Here is an 18,780-nt window from a genome sequence, read left to right as displayed (position 1 = left end):
ACTTACAATAATCTATATACAACAGCTATTATGGCTAACCATAACACAGGCAAAATTATTTAATTCGTTTACCTTGAATTTCTATTAAACTGTCTTTTTTTGATAAGACATAAGATTTTTTTATAACTGTAATAAGTAAAAATTTACGTAGTCTAAAATAGTAAATATATTGCATATAAAATTTATAGCTTTTAAAATTAGCAGAAGAACCTATGAAAACAGATCATTAAAATTCTAATGATGGAATGAGGTGGTGGCATTTCCGCTTACTTTTAATATGATAAGAAAGTACAACAATAAAAATAGTTAACAATAGAACTAACCAGATAAATTAACGTGGAGGATACCTTAAAATGAGTAAAGTGTATGATTTTATATTTGGATTAAATTTTGGTTATTTTGATGACTGGAACGTAATGTATAAAGGTATTAGTCTTGATACAGATGAAGAAGATGTTCACTTATTTGAATATAAATATAACAGCCTATACGGAGTTAATCCTTATATTTCTCATATCGACATTTCAAGTGGTATTGCAAAGCCTAGTAATATATTAAGCAATCATAAACTAGATAAGTCTAACAGCATCCCAATTATAAATTTAAGCTTTAACCCTTTAAACTCCAAGAAATTTACTACAAAATATTTGAACAGTGTAAAAACTGAGCTAAAAACACATTTTAATAAATTTGTTAAAATACTTATTTCTGGGCACGGACAATCTATAAACTCTTTAGGAACAGGAAATGATAAGTTAAATTCAGGTTATGTAACGATAAAAGAAATTGTTGATATACTAGCATTTTTAACAAATGGATGTTATGAAAATATCTCCTATCTAAAAATATGTTTAGTCGCGTGTGGTGCCAATAAAGTTGGTACACCTAAATTTCTATATGAAGAAATGATAAAGTTATCATTCCCATTTCCTTTTTCCGTTGTTGGATATGACAACAAAATTAATATGTGTAATGCTTTAAATACAAGACATGATGAAAATGTACAAAAGTTTTCTACTTTTTATTCTAATGAATATGAGGGAAGAATAACTTATAGACAAAGCTTTAAAAAAGAACTAAATAAAATAATAAATGCTTATACCTCAAAACTACCATTTTTATTGTATATGTATAATGAAGCAATAAACTCCCAAGGAGGCAGAATAACAGTAAAAACTATTGATGTTTTGTGCTCTAAATTGATGGATACGATAGAATATGCCGAATTAAATGATTCTAGAAAAAGGTATTATATAAGTATTAACATAACACCTAAAACACAATATCATTTAAATTTAGAGAATATAGCGCCATCTAAAGAGTTATACCAAACGTTAATAAAATTTAAGAATAATTTTTCAGAAAAAGCAGACTTACATTACCAAGAAATTAAAAAAGCACAATTCTTACAAACTGAATTTAAAAAAGATAGGTATAATTACTACACGGATGTGTAATAATAAGTCTATATTAGTTCACTGACAACTTTATTGTGACCTCTACCGCAAATATTGAGCAGCAACTGAAGTGTTATAACATTTTTATGGGGAATAGTCTTTATTTTTAACAAATAGTATTGCAAAGCTTACAAATATTTGTATAATAGACTACATTAATTCGGAGAAATGGCTGAGTGGTCGAAAGCGGCGGTCTTGAAAACCGTTGACTGTAACAGGTCCGGGGGTTCGAATCCCTCTTTCTCCGCCATATTGAAAGCCCTTAGAAATAAGGGCTTTTTTATGTTTGAATGTTCTGTAGCACTGTCGGGGTTATCTGCTTTAGGCAAAAATATTGAGGTTTCTATTTCTTAAGGCACTTTCCAACTAATTGTGAAATAAGCCTTATCCATTTATATCTTGTTGAAACTTTTGTTTTATTAATTCATCTAAACTTCTATCATAAAAAATTATTTCTAATAAGGAGATGGCATCCATTTCACTATTAAGTACTATACTTTTTATCTTTTTTCCCAAATCTCCCTGAAGCAATGCCGCTTTCTCTTGTGGAGATAAAATAAATGGTGGAGACTCTCCTTCTGATAAAAACTTATTAGAATTAAATAACATACATAGAAGCTTTTTAGCTGCTCTTATTTTATCATCCTTACAAAAACCCGTATTAAACAATGATGTATAGTTACCCTTTTGTTCTCGTTCTTTAATATAATTTAAAAGAGCATATGCTAACCTATTTCTAATACAGATTTTTTTATAAAAAAGAAAATCATAAGATCTTTTATTTTTTGTTAATTGGTCAACTGGAGAAGTACGTTCAAATCCTTTTTTTTCTACATCAAAATGTGCAAGTGTAATTTTAGTAGCTAATAATGTTATATTGTCAATTTCATTAATAAACATTTCTTGTTTGATATCTTTAAAGACTCTTTTAAGATCATCTCTAAACAAAGGATTCTCAATACAAAGCTCCTTTACAAAGTAAACAATTTTTTTTCCTTCTGGAGATATTTCTTTTATCCCATTTTCTCTAGTAAGAAATTTATCTGAGAATATGATTTCAGTAGAGTCTGCAATTATATCAGGACTTATATTATCAAGATCGTTAGAAAGCTTGCTAATAAAACCTATCCATGGGTCTAGTAACACCCAACCTATTTTTTGTTTGACAACAACAAAACTATGTACAGGATCCCTAGAGTCAGTAACAAAAACATGTTCATAATGTTTCCTAAGATTAAGTGATAAAAACAACGCTTGAAGCCTACAGTTAGAATACCCTGCTTTTTTTAAGGATTCATAAGCTTTACCAATATCATCTCTTTCCCACTCGTATACTTTTGCCGCATATTCGTCGTTATGGAAATAAAATTTATCAGTAAGAACTGTATTTTTTTCTTGAATTCCAAGTATTTGTTTATCATGTAAGTAAGGAGTTTCTCTTTTAGAATAAAGATGAGTGTAGTCATCTCTTATATCTCTATCACAAGTTCTACTCACATAAAACTCTGACATTATTTTTTTGAAAATATCTTTTATTTTTTTATCTATCAAGTTTTTAGTTCTTTTTTTAAAAAAAAGCTTATCATTACTTTGTTTAAAAGCAATAAATTTTGTAATAAAAAATAATAAATTGGCGTTTTCACTGCACCAAACAATCACTAACCTAAATTTCATTGTGGTATAACTTTAATTTACTTAAGTAGAATAGTAATTATTTATTGCAACAAGGCTTACCAACTAGAATCTATAAACTATAGCTTCTTCAACTAATTTATAATAATTATCTTTATTTGTGTATAGTTTACTAACATTAAATCCAGGATTCCAACCTTCTAGTTTACCTAAAAAAATTTTATACCTATCCCTATCACCATAGTTTCTTCTTGCTTCTCTTACCCAGTCTAAACTTAATTCACCAGCCTCAAATGCCAATTTATTATTTGGTACTACATCAAAAGAGAAAATACCCTTAGCGGTTTTAGTCATCTTGATATTATCCTTGGATAATGGATTAGGTAAATCTTTTCCTCTAACTACAGCACAAATAATTAATGTACTCCTAAAAATACACTCTAAGTCACATTGACTAGGGAACTTATAATTATCTATACAAGTTTGTAAGTAATTAACCACAGAATTTATAGCTTGACCTTTCCGATCACTATGATTCCATCCAGTGTACCAACCTGATGATTTATTTTTCAACCTAATAAAAAATCTCTTAAACTGATCAGTTGCTCTTGCTTTTTTTGGAACTGCTGAATATCTCGTTCTAAGCTTCTCTTGATACTACTAAATCTACGACCTCTAGCAAAAGACTCTCGGCTATCATCTAATTTTTGTTTTTGTTCATTATAAAAATCCCAAAATTTATCTATCAAATATGAATATTCTACTGTATGGTTTGTATCTTGTGACAAGACAGATACTCTTGTCTTATTGGTTATACTAATTATCCCTATATAGAAGTCTTCTACATTATGATTTTTTGCACTTTCTAAAAGCTTGTCAGACTCAGAAAGTTTTACCGCCCGGTAGATCCATGGATCAACTACTACAGCATTTCTTAGGCTATCTTTATCTTCTATATAAAAATTCCTTAAATTATTACTTGTAAATTTATGACCATTCCTAAATTTAAACAATTTTTCTGACTGATGTAATATAACCACTACATGATTATTATTTTTCTGTCCAACCATTATCTCCGTTGCATAAATTTGTTCATGATAGGCAGTTTCAATTAAATTACAAATATACATTGCAGCATCTACTAGACGACCGCAATTTGCGGTACCAAGGGATAAAGCAGCTTGTGCTTTTTTAATATAACCAATAGGCTTCTGGGTAACTGTCCTTGAATCAGTAATGTCTTTTCTAAGCTTTACATATAAGGCTGTATTTGTATATTCATAGAACAGTTGACCTCTCTCACACATATTCATTGAGTATGGTATATAGTGCCGAACAGTTTGTACTAAAGCAGCACCTATAATTAATAATTCATCACTATCAATCACAATAAATTTATTTTAATTTTTACTTTGAAGTAATATACTTTAACACAAAAATAAAAATTAAAAAATAAATTTACTATAATTGAAAGTTATTATTTATCTTCGTACCTAAACTCATTTGACTGATTTTTTATTTTTCTCTTTTAACCACTAAATCACACAATAAACACATAGCTTTTTTATAATCACTATTTGGCAAAAACTGTATTGCCTGTTTAGCAAGCTCAGCATATTTACATGCTACACTATAGGAATACTCTATTGCCCCACTAGTTTTAACTATATTTATTATTTCATTTATGTGGTATTTCCCTTGCTCTATTGCTGTTTTTAAAATAGTTTGCTTTTCAACAGAAATATTTGTTAATGCATAAATAGTAGGTAAAGTCATTTTACCTTCATCTAAATCATCACCGATATTTTTACCTAAACTTTCAGCATTAGAAATATAATCCAAAACGTCATCAGCTATTTGAAAGGCATTACCAAGATAAACACCAAAATTTTTAATACCTTGACTATGTTTTTCGTAATGAGTTTTATCTAAGCTAATAACTCCAGCCAACTCGCATGCTGCCTCAAAAAGCTTAGCTGTTTTGCAATAGATCACATTAATGTAACATTTTTCTGTAAGTTCAGAATTTCGCGCGTTTAAAAGCTGTAAAACTTCACCTTCTGAAATCTTATTTGTAGCATCAGCAAGTATTTGCATAACCTGCATATTATCCAGATCAACCATCATCTGAAAAGCTCTAGAATAGAGAAAATCACCTGTCAAAACGCTAGCAGCATTACCAAAAACGTTATTAGCTGTTTGCTTACCTCTACGTAATTGTGAATTATCCACCACATCATCATGTAATAATGTGGCTGTATGGATAAATTCAATAATAGCAGCACACGATAAATGCTTTTGCCCTTGATAACCTAAAGCTTTAGCAAATAGCATCACTAAAAGAGGACGTAATCTTTTACCACCGCTATTTATGATATAATGGCTAATTTGGTTAATAAGTACCACATCTGAAGATAATGAATCTTTTATAAATTGGTTATTGTCTTGAATATCTTTTTCTATAAGAGACTGAATATCTTTTAGTTGCTGCATAATTATAATTAACCTATTTTAAAATACTATAGCCATCCTTAGGTCTATTATAGCTGATTGATTATAAATATTTCAAAAAAATATAGGTTAACTAGTAGGCTTAATGGTAAATCACTAGTATTAGTTATTTGATGTATGTAATTCTTTAATTACCTGGAATATCTCTCTATATGACTTTTTGGGTTTATTTTTTTCTGCTTCTTTATGATGAGATCTAATTAACTGTCTTAATTTTTGAATATCTATATCTGGAAATTCATTGATTAAACTATCTAAAGCTTGATTACTCTTATCTTTATCAGAAGATAAAAGATTATCACGGATATTTTCTAAACGATGAAATAAAAGATTGATTTGCTTATCTTTATTTATAATTAGATCGTAAGCTTTTTGAATTTCATCAATATTATCTAACTTCCGCAATAATTTACCTATAAATTGGGTTTGTCTTTTTAAAGCTATCTTCTGCATAGATTTAGCAGCTACAATATTCTCTCGAAGGTTATCAGAAATAGGAAGCTTCGCTAACTGCTGATTACTAAGATCAACCAAAGCTTTACCAAAATCTGTAATTTCAAGCATATCTTTTTTTACGCTAGTTTTACTCCTTGACAGTCGGTAATGAGCGTTTTCCTCTTCTCGCTCAAGGCGTTCAACCTCATCTAAATCTATAACTTTACCCATAATTTACTATCTGTTATTTATTTACTATATATAAGGATATAAGATATAATCTAGAATATTCAACTTATTTTATTCATTTTAAAATATCAGGAGACAACCGATATATGTTTAGCCGAGATAAAAATAGCCTAAAAAATACTGATAAAGAAATATTTGATGCTATAGAACTCGAAATTAAAAGGCAACATGAACATGTAGAGCTTATCGCATCAGAAAACTATGCTAGCCCTGCTGTAATGGAAGCACAAGGATCACAGCTAACAAATAAGTATGCTGAAGGTTACCACGGCAAAAGATACTATGGTGGTTGTGAATATGTCGATATAGCTGAGAAATTAGCTATTGAAAGAGCTCAAAAACTTTTTAATGTTGACTACGCTAACGTGCAACCGCACTCTGGTTCTCAAGCAAATGCAGCTGTTTATAGTGCTGTACTAAAGCCAGGTGATATTGTACTTGGTATGGATCTAAGTGCTGGTGGACACCTAACTCATGGAAGTAAAGTTAATTTCTCAGGAAAGACTTACAACTCTATACAATATGGTCTCAATGAGGCTGGCGATATTGATTATGATCAGGTAGCAGCGCTAGCAAAAGAGCATAAACCAAAAATGATAATTGCTGGTTTTTCTGCTTTCTCAGGAATTATAGATTGGAAAAAATTTAGAGAAATTGCCGACTCTATAGATGCTGTACTCATGGCAGATATCGCTCATGTGGCTGGTTTAGTAGCAACAGGCCTATATCCTAGCCCATTTCCATATGTAGATGTTGCAACTACTACTACACATAAAACCCTTAGAGGACCTCGTGGCGGTTTAATCCTTTGCAACAATAATCCAGAGCTAGCTAAGAAATTCCAATCAGCTATTTTCCCAGGTATCCAAGGTGGTCCTTTAATGCATGTAATAGCAGCTAAAGCAGTTGCTTTTAAAGAAGCTTTAGAACCAAGCTTTGTAGAATACCAAAAACAAGTACTAAAAAATGCCAAAGCTATGGAAAAAGTACTTAAACAACGTAATATTAATATAATATCTGGTGGAACTTATAATCATCTATTACTTTTAGATATTACAAACACAGGTTTCTCTGGTAAAGAAGCTGAAGCTGCACTAGGTAGAGCAAATATCACTGTAAATAAAAACTCTATTCCAAACGATCCTCGTTCACCATTTATAACTAGTGGTTTAAGAATTGGTAGCCCTGCTATTACAACTCGTGGATTTAGAGAAGCTGAAAGCGAACTTGTTGCAAACTTACTAGCTGACATAGTTTTTAACTGCGGCAATGAGCAAATAGAAAAAAACGTCGCTAAGCAAATTTTAGAGCTTTGTGATAAATTTCCTGTTTATAAGTAAATATTATAATCCTACAACAGCTTGGTCATGAAATTCAAATTATGAAATTCTAATTTAACTATAGTATAGATCCTACATCAAACCACAAAATAATAATCACGTTTGTAATAAAACGTAGTAAAATTATTATATTTTATTTATAATATATTTCATTTGTATTTATGACTTATTCCTTAGATTTTCGCCAAAAAGTATTATCCATAAAAGAGTCTCAAGATTTAACTTTTCAAGCTACAGCAGATAGGTTTGGCATAGGTAAAAATACCGTAATATCTATGGAGTAAAGAAATAAGACCTAAAATAAGTAAGTCAAGGCCAGATATAAAGCTAGATAAATCTATACTAGAAATTGCTATAGCTGAAACAGATATGAAAGAGTCAGAATTAAAAGAAATATTAGACCCTACTACAAAAAAGTCTTTAAGAATGATGATCTAGATGGGTGTTTAAGTTTTCTAAGAGCTTTTGCCTCAATTTGTCTAATACGCTCTCTGGTTACATTAAATTGTTTACCAACTTCTTCTAAGGTATGGTCTGTATTCATACCTATACCAAAACGCATCATCAAAACTTTAGCCTCTCTTTCAGTTAGCCCTGTTTCTATAAGTTCTTTGATTGCTTCTCTTAGATTCTCTAGGTTTGCCGATTCTATAGGAGAATAGTTATTTTTATCTTCAATAAAATCACCTACTGTAGAATCTTCATCATCACCAATTGGACTTTCCATAGAAATAGGAGTATGTGAAATATTAAGGATCTTCTTAAGCTTTTCCTTGGTCATATTTGGTGTATGTTCGATAATCTCCTCTTCTGTAGCTTCACGTCCTTTTTCTTGCATAATCTGGCGCTTAACTCTATTTACCTTATTAATAGTTTCTATCATATGCACTGGCACGCGAATAGTTCTAGCTTGGTCAGCAATAGAGCGTGTGATAGCTTGACGAATCCACCATGTAGCGTAAGTCGAAAACTTAAAACCTTTACGGTAATCAAATTTATCCACAGCCTTCATCAAACCAATATTGCCTTCTTGAATAATATCTAAGAAATGTAAGCCTCTATTAGTATATTTTTTAGCTTCAGAAACAACTAGCCTTAAGTTGGCTTCTATCATTTCTTTTTTAGCTTGAGTAATTTTAGCTTCACTTTTTGAAATATCTAAATTTACTTTTTTAAGCTCTTCAATATCCATCATCATTAAACTTTGAAATTGATTTATCTGCTTAGTAAGTGTTTCTATCTCACGGATAACATTCTCTGTAAATCTATATTTCTTAGTAAGAGGCTCAAGCCAATCTATTTTACCTATTTTATATATTTTTAAAAATTCTTGGCGAGGAATTTTAGCTCTTTCTACACTTAACCTTAGAATTTTTCTTTCTAATTCTCTAACGCGTGCAAATGGTAACCTGATATAGTCTACTAGTTTTTGTAAGTGTGATGTTGATAACCTTAGATTATCGAATTCTTGGACTATTTTTGTATAGAGCTTTTTGTTTTGATTTTCCTGATATTGTTCATACATTTTTTCAAGATTTGTAAAAAACTCATATGCTCTTTGAGTATCTATTTTTTCGTCATGATCACTTTCAGCTAGCTTTTCCTCGACTTCCTGCTCATCACTAAATCCAGCCATTATTTCATTAAACCTGATATACTTAGCTACAGGTTCTTCTTCTATTTCCTGAGAAGCCATATATTCGATAGCCTTCTCTTCTAATTCACGAAATCTTTCTATATATGTCTTAATAACTATCGGGTAACTCAAAATAGTACTAAAAACCTCTGTTGTACCTTCTTCAATTCTTATTGCAATTTCTGTCTCACCTTTTTTATCTAAAAGGTCTACTATGCCCATTTCTCGCATATACATACGTATAGGATCAGAAGTTTTTCCTTTTAAATCATCAAGGTTTGCTTCACTTACTTTACGCTCATCTTCTTCTTCTAATTCTGGAGTCCTATCATAAACATCAATCCCAGCATCTACCAGTATCGCTTCTATTTCCTCATATTTTTTAGGATCATCTGAAACATCGCCGGGTAAGGCATCCAAAATATCAGCTCTAGTTAAGTAGCCTCTTTCCTTACCATCGATGATTAAATCTTTTAGATCTGAGAGCAAATCTTCTTTTGTCATCTAACACTCCAATAAAATTTCTATTTTTTTATTTATATTTATTAAACTAAACACCTAATCTTGCTACCAAATATTTACGTTCCATTTCTTGGATCTCTGTCCTAAGTGGCAATGATGCTAAGTATTTAAGTCGCTGCCTTACGCTTAGATTCTCAAGTCTTTTTAACATATCCACTATTTGCTTTTGATATTCAGCTTCTTTGGCATGTTTTTTAATTGTATTTTCAATGCCATAACTCAAAATTTCAAAAAAGTACTCTCGATGCTCTGGGTAATCTTCTACTAATAGTTGTATAAGCATAATAACCTCAATTTCATTAAATGAGTCCTCTTTAAGAATTTTCAAGCTCTTTACCAAAATATCTAGATTTTGTGAAGCAGAAAATATTTCAAAAGTAGTATTTTTTTGTAATTCTTTAAAATCCTGTATATTAACAAAAATTTCTGCTAATAATATTTGTTCTAAAAGCAAGTTTTTAGAAAGCTTTAGCTTCTTATTATAAGGTTTTACAGCTAATTTTTGATTCGGCATGCTGCGTAATTTTAAAAGTTTTTTTATTTGTTCTACCTTTATATTTACTTTGTCAGATATCGTAGCTATTATGCTTTCTGAATAGATGTTTTCTTCTACTTCCGTTAAAAAGTTTTTTAAATTTTCTAATACTTCTGCTTTTGCTTCAGCTTTATTAAGATCTCGATCACCTATAAAATTTCTAATTAAAAATTCCGTTATTGGCAATGCATTATCTAGAGCATTCTGAAAAGCTTCTAAACCATGTTCATTTATATAATCATCAGGATCTTTATTATTTTCTAAAGTTAATATCTTAAGTTTTTTGTTAACGTTTAAAATTGGCAATACTATTTTGATAGTTCTAATAGCAGCATTTTGTCCAGCTTGGTCTCCATCAAAACATAATACAACTGAGCTAGTTTCTCTAAATAAGATTTTTGCATGATTTTGGGAAAATGCTGTCCCTAAAGTAGCAACTGCTCCATAAAAACCATGTTGTGCTAGTGCTATGACATCCATATACCCCTCTACCACGATCAAACTTTCACTTACATTTTTCTGTTGCTTTCTGAATTGTCTATACTCATATAAGCCATAAAGGATATTATTTTTTTGGAAAACTAAGGTTTCCGGTGAGTTAATATATTTTGCTCCTTCTCCATCATCCAACACTCTACCACCATAAGCTATCACATCCCCATGTATGTTACGTATAGGAAACATTATTCTATTACGAAAACGGTCATAAATATTGCCGTTATCGTTTTTTACTACTAAACCTGTTTCAATTAGTGTATCTTCAGTAAGTTTTGCTCCAGATGCTAATTGAAGGATATTATTCCACCCTTCACAGGCATACCCTATACCAAAAAGTTTTGCTAAATTACTATTCACACTACGTTTTTTTAAGTAAGTTACTGCTTTATCCTTAGAATTAGAATTACCTAAATTCCAACGGTAATATTTTTGTGCTATCCCTAAAAAACTTATACACTTATTGTATAGCTGCTCTTTTTGTGCATCTTCTTGAGAATTGTTTTCATATTCAATAGGCTTGCCTACCATCTCTGCTAAAGTTTTAACAGCATCAACAAAATCTAAGTTATTAATTTTTTCTATGAAGGTAATAGTATCCCCTGACTCTTGACAACCGAAACAATGAAAAAAATTTTTATCTGGCGTTACAAAAAAAGACGGTGTTTTCTCGTTATGAAAAGGACAACAACCTTTATAGTTTTTACCAGATTTTTTAAGTTTAACAAAGCGTGAAATAACATCAACAATATCAGCGCTAGATATTAGATCCTTAATAAAACTATTAGAAACTCTTTTTGACATATTTTAAAATAGCTAAAACTATCCTAAATTTGATTTTACTATAGCACTGACTTTACTCATATCTGTTTTACCAGCTAACTCTTCTTTAACATATGCCATAATTTTCCCCATTTCTTTCATAGAAGTAGCACCTACAGACTCTATAGCTTTTTGTACTATTGCGACTACTTCTTCATCACTTAGTTGCTTTGGCATGTAGCTTGTAAGGATTTCTATTTCTCTTTTTTCCCCCTCTGCTAACTCGACTCTATTAGCTTGTATGTATTGGTTATAAGAGTCTTGTCTTTGTTTAATCATTTTACCAATAACAGTAATCACTATATCATCAGTTATAGTAATTTTTTCATCTATCTGCTTTTGCTTGATAGCAGCCATAGCCATACGTATAGTAGTTAGCCTATTTTTATCTTTATTTTTCATTGACTCTTTCATGTCTTGAGTCAATTGATTAAAAATTTGTGACATTATATAAACAAGATTTCCTAATAAAATAGATGAGAGTAACTAAATACTCTCAAGGTGAATCAAATTATTCTACTACTATATTGCTTTTGAAGGCCCTTTTTACAGCAGCAGCTTTTTTTCTTTTGCGTACCCAAGTTGGCTTTTCATAGTATTCTCTACCGCGTAACTCAGATACTATCCCTGCTTTCTCACAAGATCTTTTAAATCTTCTAAGAGCAACGTCAAAAGGCTCTTTTTCCTTAATTCTAACGCTCGGCATATTTTCTCTCACCTCACTTAAAAATGCCAGTTAATTAAGTTCATAAAAGTTTTGGGTATAGGTATAATACCCTACCAAATATCAAATCAAGATTTTAGCATATATTCAATTAAATGCAAATTTTTAATAAAATTACTAACTCTTAAAATTAGTACTCTCAAAGATCTTATCAGCTGATTTAGCTACAAAACCTTGATATAACTTACCATTTTTATCTAGGTATCTCTTAGCAAATTCATAGTAACAGCATGGTATAGTCTTCTTACCTTCAATAAAATCTACTTCTATCAAACCAGACATAGTGCTTGATTGTTCTAACAAATCAGCTGGAGAGCCTTTTATTTCTCCACCTGAAGAGTTAAGCTTTATGCCATTTCGTTTCAAGAATTCATTTACTTGTGCTACTTCATCAAAGTTTTTTAGAGCATTTATAAGCACTGTGAAATGATTTACCCTAAAACCAAATGCATAAAACCAAGCTGCATACTCAGATTCTTCTAAAAGCTTAGTATAGGTTTGATAACTTAAATCACCCCAACTAGTACCTGAAACCAAAAGTTGTTCTTTATTATCTAACAGCTTTTGCGGGATAGCTTTGACACATTTTTTCATAGTTTCCTGAACAAAAGAGCTAAACTCTTTTGTCAATAACTGACTTATAAAAACTTTTGGCTGATTTTCATCTGTATGCTCAAGATGTATTGCTTTTAGTTTTTTAACATCAAATTCATAATTTCCACATATACTATATCCATTACTTATAAAAACTCCAGCTAAAATGTTTATGTCTATACTTGGGTCGTCTAATGTTCTTAATGCAATATGATCATTAATAGGGTTTTCTCCTTCTTTGACAAACAAATCATAAATCTGTGTAACATGAGGATTAAAAGCAACATATTGTTCCCATAATTTATTTAAAATATCTATATTCATAACCTTAAACCTCCAGGTTAAATTTAATACCTTGTGCTAACGGTAACTCTTTACCATAGTTTATGGTATTTGTTTGCCGACGCATATAAGCTTTCCAAGCATCTGAACCAGCCTCACGACCACCACCTGTATACTTTTCTCCGCCAAAAGCTCCGCCAATTTCTGCCCCTGAAGTACCAATATTTACGTTAGCGATACCACAATCACTACCTTGACCTGAGAGAAATTTTTCAGCATTTTGTAAATTATTAGTAAAAATAGAGCTTGATAGTCCATAATTGCCTGAATTATTTAATTCAATAGCTTCGTCTATATTTTCAAAAGACATAATATATAAAATTGGACAAAAATTTTCTTCTGCTACTATAGGCATATCTTTGTTAGCTTCTATAATAGTTGGCTCCACAAAAAAACCTTCCTTTTCAATTTGTCTACCACCGATTATAAGTTTACCACCTTGCTCTTTTGCTTTTGAAACTGTATTGATAAAATTGTCAACAGCAGTTTGATCTATAAGTGGACCCATTAGATTTTTTTGATCCAAAGGATCACCAACTTTAATTTGCTTATAAGCATTAAGTACTTTTTCTTTGACTAGTCCATAAATAGACTTGTGTACTATAAGACGACGCAAGCTTGTACAACGTTGCCCAGCTGTACCAACAGCTCCAAATACAGCTCCAGGTATAGCAAGCTTTAAATTAGCAGTTTCATCTATTATTGTTGCATTATTACCACCTAACTCTAAGATACATTTACCAAAACGCTTTGCCACTTGCTGTCCAACATCTTGCCCTACTTTTGTTGAACCCGTAAATGAAACTAAGCTTACCCTTTCATCATTAACTAAAGCCTTTGAAACTTCTATATCCTTTGAAATAACAGTGTAGAAAATTTCTGGGTAGTTATTTTCTTTAATAACTTTTTGACAAATATTTTGTACAGCAATAGAACATAAAGGAGTTTTTTCAGAAGGCTTCCAAACTACGGTATTACCACATATCACCGCTAAAAACGCATTCCACGACCATACAGCAACAGGGAAATTAAAAGCTGAAATAACCCCTACTACGCCTAAAGGGTGCCATTGCTCATACATTCTATGCTCAGCTCTTTCAGAATGCATAGTTGCACCATAGAGCATACGTGATTGACCAACAGCAAAATCTGCCATGTCAATCATTTCCTGAACTTCACCGTCACCTTCTTGTTTAGATTTACCCATTTCTAATGATACTAAACTACCTAAAGAATCTTTATTTTTACGTAGCTCTTGAGCTATTAGCCTAACTAACTCCCCTCTTTTTGGAGCCGGTATTTGACGCCACTGTAAAAAAGCTTCTTTAGCTTTTGTAATAGCATCTTGTATATCTTTAACACTATGATTTGCAACTCTAGCAATAATTTGACCATTAGATGGATTGAGGGTCTCAATAGTGTTTCTACTATCATTTACCGTATAATTTTCTAGACCTAAATTAAGTTTTTCTAAAATACCCATAATTATCTCCTATTCAGCTTGTATCAAAAGACCTGAATTTTTGTAGTAACCTCCAAATCTATTACTATAAAACTCTTTTAAACAAATAGATTCTTGGTTGATAAACCCAGAAGCTTTTTGCTGTTTATTTAACATGATATCTATAGTTACACAGAGGCTTGTTGCTGTAGTTAGTTGTAAAGCTGAAAAACGCTTTTCAAATATAATTTTAGAAGGGTATTTTTGGGCAAAATGTCGTTCTGACTTAAGGCCTTTACGAATTCCATCTACTGAAACATAGATCAGTACTATATCTTGATTAATACGTGGAAGAGCATTATCCATAATTTTGACCATTAAACCTAAATCATCGCTAAGCTTCATGTCTTGCATTAGAAACTTCATTTTTTCACAATGTCCTGGATGACGGATACTTTTATAATTCATATTTTTGACCTTATCTTTATAAGTCTCAATCATAGAACCAACACCGCCTGAAGTATTAAAAGCTTCATAAGTCAACCCATCTATCTTAATCTCTTCAATATCAGCTAATGGTGCTAGAATCCTTTTTTGCCCACCTACTACAGCTTCACAAGGCTTAGCGTACTCATTTATTAAACCTTCAGTAGACCATGTTAAACCATATTGAAGCGTATTTGAAACATTAAGAGGTAAAGCTCCCACCCGCATACGTACTGTGTCAACCTGCTCAAATTCACTCAAAAGATTATTAGTTACAATACTAATAAACCCTGGTGCTAAGCCACATTGAGGAGCAAAAAGATTATTCGTTGTAAATGCCAGATCTTTAATATATTTTGTTGTTTCAATATCTTCAGTTAAGTCAAAGTAATTAAGGTTTAACTTAGCAGCTAAGCTTGCTATGCCTTTATTGAAATAAAAAGGCAAACAAGAAACTACTGCATCAAAGTTATTATCTTTAGCATACCTTTCTAATTTTTCTGTATTAGTTACATCTAATTCGATATATTCAAGATTTGAACTATTTTTCTCTAAAGTTGGTTTATCTTCAGATGCAGCTTTATCAACCAAATGGACAATGTATTGACCACTATCTACAAGCAAACATGACACTAAAGAACCTACACGCCCAGCACCTAAGATCAAGACTTTTTTCATACAACGCTTCCTTACGTATTATTATGAATATTCTAATTAAGTTATATCATTTAGCCTGTAGAGAGTAAATATTATTACAGCTAGAAATTTTGTATAGTCACTGTATTATTTATGTTACAAGTATGGCTAAAAATATAAAATTCGATAACGTTATCAACCACGTTGCTGACGTAATAGTTTTGATGAAACATCCATATGATAAGGTTTAGTAAAAAAATCATTAATTCTCATATCAAACAATAAAATAAAAAACTTTTTTAAAGCTACCAACGTCAACAACCCATAGTAAAGTTGTTTTACCTTGTTGGACTAGTATTTTTTGGCGGATACTGTTTATTTGAATAGTATAAGTTCCACTATCTATCTGTTGCTCAAATAAATCTATACTATTTGGCAGTAGTAGCCAACTTCTTAGATCAGCTTGTTTTGGTTCTGTTTTTGATAAATCAAATTTCAACTTACTGCCTAGCAATCCACCTAAAGCAAACTTTTTATCATAATTATGTTTAAACATTTCAATAACTGTATTTTGCATAATTATCTTATGATATTCAGCCACTAAAGATTTTGTAGCAAATAAAGTACCATCTAATAATGTTTCTGTATAAGTATTTACTAATTCTCTATTATCATCTGAGATGATAACTTTTTTAGGCTCAAAAAACTGGTATTGTGTATTGTAAATAGGCAATTGGAATTTCCTAACTCCAATATTACCAACATCTAAAGGCACTTTTATAGATTTTCTGGTATTAATTAATCCTTGTTCATAAAAAACTACTATCCTACCCATTCCCATCGAAAGCGGTGAGGTTTGGCTTTCTATTGCAGAGTAAAATTCTTGTACTGTTTGATCAATATAATGATTTCCAACTGTATATTCTTGGGCTTTGATCAAGCTTGTTAGACCAGCATTATAGTCTTTAGAAATAGAACCGTCTAAAATAGCAGTTAAATAATAACCCATAGGGTTACCATATGAGTTCGGAATTCTACTGGAAAAACTAATCATATCATTCAGATTTTTGAAATTTTTAACTCCTAAATCATCTATATTGACAACATTTGTATTAAGTTCTTTTTGTGCTAATTTAGCCATTGCTTTGGCTATACCATCTTGCTGAAGGGTCCAGAATTTAGCATCATCTAGCTGCTTTAACAACTTAAGTGCAAAGTTTGGGTTATCTTGTTTTAAATAGTTTAAAGCTTGATATATGTACAAGAAATTTATAGCATAATCAGGAATTACGTATGTATTATCCGTACCATAATAATCATAAGTGTCTTTGTTTAACAATATTGCTCTTGCTTGCTTTATAGCCTCATCTTTTGTTGTAGCGATAGTGGTTAATGCTTTATTATATTCATCTATAGAAGTTTTGTACTGATCATCTAATTGCAGCAACCTTCCAGATTCTAAATTATTTAAATTTTTTAGCTGTTTTATATTCCCTATATGTTTATTGCTTTTAATTGCTGGCTTTAAATTTGCCTGCGCTAACTCCTCACGGACAGAAAAAAACATTTTAGGGTAATTACCAGAATCAAACTCTATCTTAGTAAGATCATCTTTGGTATCTTTATAAGTACTACTGCAGCTACTTAATAAGAAAAATAGCCAACAAATCAAAGTTAGTTTATTTAATTTCTTCATCTTTATAATACCAGTGCCATGGCTCATAAATAAAGCCGTATTTATTATCTCGAGGAAAACTCATTATAAAACCATATGTTAAAGCATTTTTTTTAAGCCACATAAAAGCAGCTGTTTTTTCAAACTCTTCAGTTAAAACCTCTTTTTCATTCAAGGTTGTTAAATCCATAGCTCTACCAGTATGATGCTCACTCTCTCCCACTAAAGCATTTACTTTGCTAATTTGCTCTAATGTTTGACCATTAGCTAATTTTCTATCAATAATTTTTTGTTGATAATCATAACTTCTAAACCCAGATACAATAAAAAGCTCGATACCATCAGACTTAGCAGCCGCATGTAAGGCTATCCACGCTTTATAGGTATTTTTTTCTAGATATACATCTCTTTGGAAGAAATCTTTTCCAACTAATACAAGATCATCTTTATCAGCTTCTATAAATATAGGCCTTTTTACCATCTAATTTCTTCTTCTAGTTTTAGTACTTCTTTGAGATATTTATTATGCTCTTCAAGGTTAAAAACACTTGCTTGACGTAGGTTTAGTTTTTCAAAATCTATATCTGCACTATCTTTAGTTGCAGACTTGTATGCTTGTAGTGACAGCTTAGTTTGCCCGCCAGTCATAGCAAGGTAAACATCCGCTAAAAGCTCACTATCTAGTAAAGCTCCATGAAATGTTCTATGATCATTTCTAATAGCATAACGCTTACATAAAGAATCTAAATTATTTTTTTGTAATGGATGTTTTTTTCTAGCTATTTCTAAACTATCAATAATATTAGCAACATGATCCTCTAGCTTTCCATATTTATTGTCTCTAAGTAAACCCAATTCCCAGTTAATAAATGGCACATCAAAAGCAGCATTATGAATAATAACCTCCGCACCTTTAAGGAACTTTATCATATCGTCAACTTTTTCCTCAAAATTTGGTTTATCTGCCAAAAACTCATTTGTTAAACCGTGTATAGCTAACGCCCCTGCTTCAACTTCAAAATTTGGATTACAATAAAAATGTAAAGTATTTCCTGTTATCTTCCTATCAATAACCTCTACAGCTCCGAACTCGATAATTCTATTACCAATTTTAAAGTCAAAACCTGTAGTTTCCGTATCTATAAAAATTTGTCTATACATTTAACAAATATAAAAAATATAACTTATGATAAGATTATAGCAATAGATAACTATAAAATATAAATTTATGTTCAAGAAAAACCCTAT

The 18,780-nt window shown here is 30.9% G+C and carries 18 protein-coding genes and 1 tRNA gene; 4 read left to right on the top strand and 15 right to left on the bottom strand.

All coding sequences use genetic code 11. The annotated features are described in order from the left end of the window. The first annotated feature begins 353 nt into the window (after positions 1–353). Positions 354–1,457 carry a hypothetical protein gene (locus SD28_RS04540; protein ID WP_039124522.1) on the top strand — a complete coding sequence of 368 codons (1,104 nt, stop codon included), beginning with the start codon at positions 354–356 and terminating at the stop codon, positions 1,455–1,457. A 162-nt stretch (positions 1,458–1,619) separates the two neighbouring features. Continuing rightward, positions 1,620–1,707 (top strand) — tRNA-Ser (locus tag SD28_RS04535). 134 nt (positions 1,708–1,841) lie between these two features. Here the strand turns inward: SD28_RS04535 and SD28_RS04530 are convergent. The 5 genes from SD28_RS04530 to yjgA form a co-directional block, all read right to left on the bottom strand. Beyond that, positions 1,842–3,131, bottom strand: a complete 1,290-nt coding sequence (locus tag SD28_RS04530; protein WP_039124521.1) for a hypothetical protein — start codon at positions 3,129–3,131, stop codon at positions 1,842–1,844. 63 nt (positions 3,132–3,194) lie between these two features. After that, positions 3,195–3,662: a hypothetical protein gene (locus SD28_RS04525; RefSeq protein WP_039124520.1), complete on the bottom strand. Its 468-nt coding sequence runs from the start codon at positions 3,660–3,662 to the stop codon at positions 3,195–3,197. Beyond that, positions 3,659–4,477 (bottom strand): hypothetical protein, encoded by an 819-nt coding sequence (locus tag SD28_RS04520; protein WP_039124519.1) that lies wholly within the window; start codon positions 4,475–4,477, stop codon positions 3,659–3,661. Before SD28_RS04520 ends, SD28_RS04525 begins: the two co-directional genes overlap by 4 nt. Before the next feature lie 127 nt (positions 4,478–4,604). After that, positions 4,605–5,582 carry a polyprenyl synthetase family protein gene (locus SD28_RS04515; RefSeq protein ID WP_039124518.1) on the bottom strand — a complete coding sequence of 326 codons (978 nt, stop codon included), beginning with the start codon at positions 5,580–5,582 and terminating at the stop codon, positions 4,605–4,607. A gap of 120 nt (positions 5,583–5,702) precedes the next feature. Continuing rightward, positions 5,703–6,266, bottom strand: a complete 564-nt coding sequence (gene yjgA / locus SD28_RS04510) for a ribosome biogenesis factor YjgA (protein WP_039124515.1) — start codon at positions 6,264–6,266, stop codon at positions 5,703–5,705. Between the two features lie 104 nt (positions 6,267–6,370). Here yjgA and glyA point away from each other — a divergent pair, with 104 nt between their 5' ends. Both glyA and SD28_RS08250 read left to right on the top strand, forming a co-directional pair. Further along, complete coding sequence (gene glyA, locus SD28_RS04505; protein WP_039124513.1) at positions 6,371–7,624, top strand: serine hydroxymethyltransferase; 1,254 nt, start codon at positions 6,371–6,373, stop codon at positions 7,622–7,624. A gap of 161 nt (positions 7,625–7,785) precedes the next feature. Beyond that, entirely contained in the window at positions 7,786–7,908 is a 123-nt protein-coding gene (locus tag SD28_RS08250) for a hypothetical protein (RefSeq protein ID WP_267904797.1), read from the top strand. Between the two features lie 122 nt (positions 7,909–8,030). Here the strand turns inward: SD28_RS08250 and rpoD are convergent, their stop codons facing one another. The 10 genes from rpoD to dnaQ form a co-directional block, all read right to left on the bottom strand. After that, a complete protein-coding gene (rpoD, locus tag SD28_RS04500) occupies positions 8,031–9,764 on the bottom strand; it encodes an RNA polymerase sigma factor RpoD (protein WP_039124512.1) in 1,734 nt (577 codons plus the stop codon). Between the two features lie 46 nt (positions 9,765–9,810). Then, complete coding sequence (dnaG, locus tag SD28_RS04495) at positions 9,811–11,616, bottom strand: DNA primase (RefSeq protein ID WP_039124510.1); 1,806 nt, start codon at positions 11,614–11,616, stop codon at positions 9,811–9,813. An 18-nt stretch (positions 11,617–11,634) separates the two neighbouring features. Then, positions 11,635–12,081 (bottom strand): GatB/YqeY domain-containing protein, encoded by a 447-nt coding sequence (locus SD28_RS04490; protein ID WP_039124508.1) that lies wholly within the window; start codon positions 12,079–12,081, stop codon positions 11,635–11,637. A gap of 64 nt (positions 12,082–12,145) precedes the next feature. After that, positions 12,146–12,340 (bottom strand): 30S ribosomal protein S21, encoded by a 195-nt coding sequence (gene rpsU, locus SD28_RS04485; protein WP_039124505.1) that lies wholly within the window; start codon positions 12,338–12,340, stop codon positions 12,146–12,148. 135 nt (positions 12,341–12,475) lie between these two features. Then, complete coding sequence (locus SD28_RS04480; protein ID WP_039124503.1) at positions 12,476–13,276, bottom strand: DUF1338 domain-containing protein; 801 nt, start codon at positions 13,274–13,276, stop codon at positions 12,476–12,478. Positions 13,277–13,280: 4 nt separating this feature from the next. Further along, positions 13,281–14,777, bottom strand: a complete 1,497-nt coding sequence (amaB, locus tag SD28_RS04475) for an L-piperidine-6-carboxylate dehydrogenase (RefSeq protein ID WP_039124501.1) — start codon at positions 14,775–14,777, stop codon at positions 13,281–13,283. A gap of 9 nt (positions 14,778–14,786) precedes the next feature. Beyond that, complete coding sequence (locus tag SD28_RS04470) at positions 14,787–15,899, bottom strand: saccharopine dehydrogenase family protein (protein ID WP_039124499.1); 1,113 nt, start codon at positions 15,897–15,899, stop codon at positions 14,787–14,789. A 232-nt stretch (positions 15,900–16,131) separates the two neighbouring features. Further along, the gene (locus tag SD28_RS04465) at positions 16,132–17,553 is read right to left on the bottom strand and encodes a hypothetical protein (protein ID WP_179943828.1); all 1,422 of its coding nucleotides are present in this window, start codon (positions 17,551–17,553) and stop codon (positions 16,132–16,134) included. Then, positions 17,537–18,013 (bottom strand): M15 family metallopeptidase, encoded by a 477-nt coding sequence (locus SD28_RS04460; protein ID WP_039124497.1) that lies wholly within the window; start codon positions 18,011–18,013, stop codon positions 17,537–17,539. Before SD28_RS04460 ends, SD28_RS04465 begins: the two co-directional genes overlap by 17 nt. Further along, positions 18,007–18,693, bottom strand: coding sequence for a DNA polymerase III subunit epsilon (dnaQ, locus tag SD28_RS04455; protein WP_039124495.1), 687 nt, complete (start codon positions 18,691–18,693; stop codon positions 18,007–18,009). Before dnaQ ends, SD28_RS04460 begins: the two co-directional genes overlap by 7 nt. Positions 18,694–18,780: the final 87 nt, after the last annotated feature.

The sequence above is a fragment of the Allofrancisella guangzhouensis genome (assembly GCF_000815225.1).
GTDB lineage: Bacteria > Pseudomonadota > Gammaproteobacteria > Francisellales > Francisellaceae > Francisella > Francisella guangzhouensis.
Note: the sequence above shows the minus strand (reverse complement) of the source record. Positions and strands in the feature narration are given on the sequence as shown.

Excerpts from the sequence above, each read along its gene's own strand:
- SD28_RS04540 (WP_039124522.1), top strand. The coding sequence starts at position 354 with ATGAGTAAAGTGTATGATTTTATATTTGGATTAAATTTTGGTTATTTT.
- SD28_RS04530 (WP_039124521.1), bottom strand. The coding sequence starts at position 3,131 with ATGAAATTTAGGTTAGTGATTGTTTGGTGCAGTGAAAACGCCAATTTA.
- SD28_RS04515 (WP_039124518.1), bottom strand. The coding sequence starts at position 5,582 with ATGCAGCAACTAAAAGATATTCAGTCTCTTATAGAAAAAGATATTCAA.
- yjgA (WP_039124515.1), bottom strand. The coding sequence starts at position 6,266 with ATGGGTAAAGTTATAGATTTAGATGAGGTTGAACGCCTTGAGCGAGAA.
- glyA (WP_039124513.1), top strand. The coding sequence starts at position 6,371 with ATGTTTAGCCGAGATAAAAATAGCCTAAAAAATACTGATAAAGAAATA.
- SD28_RS08250 (WP_267904797.1), top strand. The coding sequence starts at position 7,786 with ATGACTTATTCCTTAGATTTTCGCCAAAAAGTATTATCCATAAAAGAG.
- rpoD (WP_039124512.1), bottom strand. The coding sequence starts at position 9,764 with ATGACAAAAGAAGATTTGCTCTCAGATCTAAAAGATTTAATCATCGAT.
- dnaG (WP_039124510.1), bottom strand. The coding sequence starts at position 11,616 with ATGTCAAAAAGAGTTTCTAATAGTTTTATTAAGGATCTAATATCTAGC.
- SD28_RS04490 (WP_039124508.1), bottom strand. The coding sequence starts at position 12,081 with ATGTCACAAATTTTTAATCAATTGACTCAAGACATGAAAGAGTCAATG.
- rpsU (WP_039124505.1), bottom strand. The coding sequence starts at position 12,340 with ATGCCGAGCGTTAGAATTAAGGAAAAAGAGCCTTTTGACGTTGCTCTT.
- SD28_RS04480 (WP_039124503.1), bottom strand. The coding sequence starts at position 13,276 with ATGAATATAGATATTTTAAATAAATTATGGGAACAATATGTTGCTTTT.
- amaB (WP_039124501.1), bottom strand. The coding sequence starts at position 14,777 with ATGGGTATTTTAGAAAAACTTAATTTAGGTCTAGAAAATTATACGGTA.
- SD28_RS04470 (WP_039124499.1), bottom strand. The coding sequence starts at position 15,899 with ATGAAAAAAGTCTTGATCTTAGGTGCTGGGCGTGTAGGTTCTTTAGTG.
- SD28_RS04465 (WP_179943828.1), bottom strand. The coding sequence starts at position 17,553 with ATGAAGAAATTAAATAAACTAACTTTGATTTGTTGGCTATTTTTCTTA.
- SD28_RS04460 (WP_039124497.1), bottom strand. The coding sequence starts at position 18,013 with ATGGTAAAAAGGCCTATATTTATAGAAGCTGATAAAGATGATCTTGTA.
- dnaQ (WP_039124495.1), bottom strand. The coding sequence starts at position 18,693 with ATGTATAGACAAATTTTTATAGATACGGAAACTACAGGTTTTGACTTT.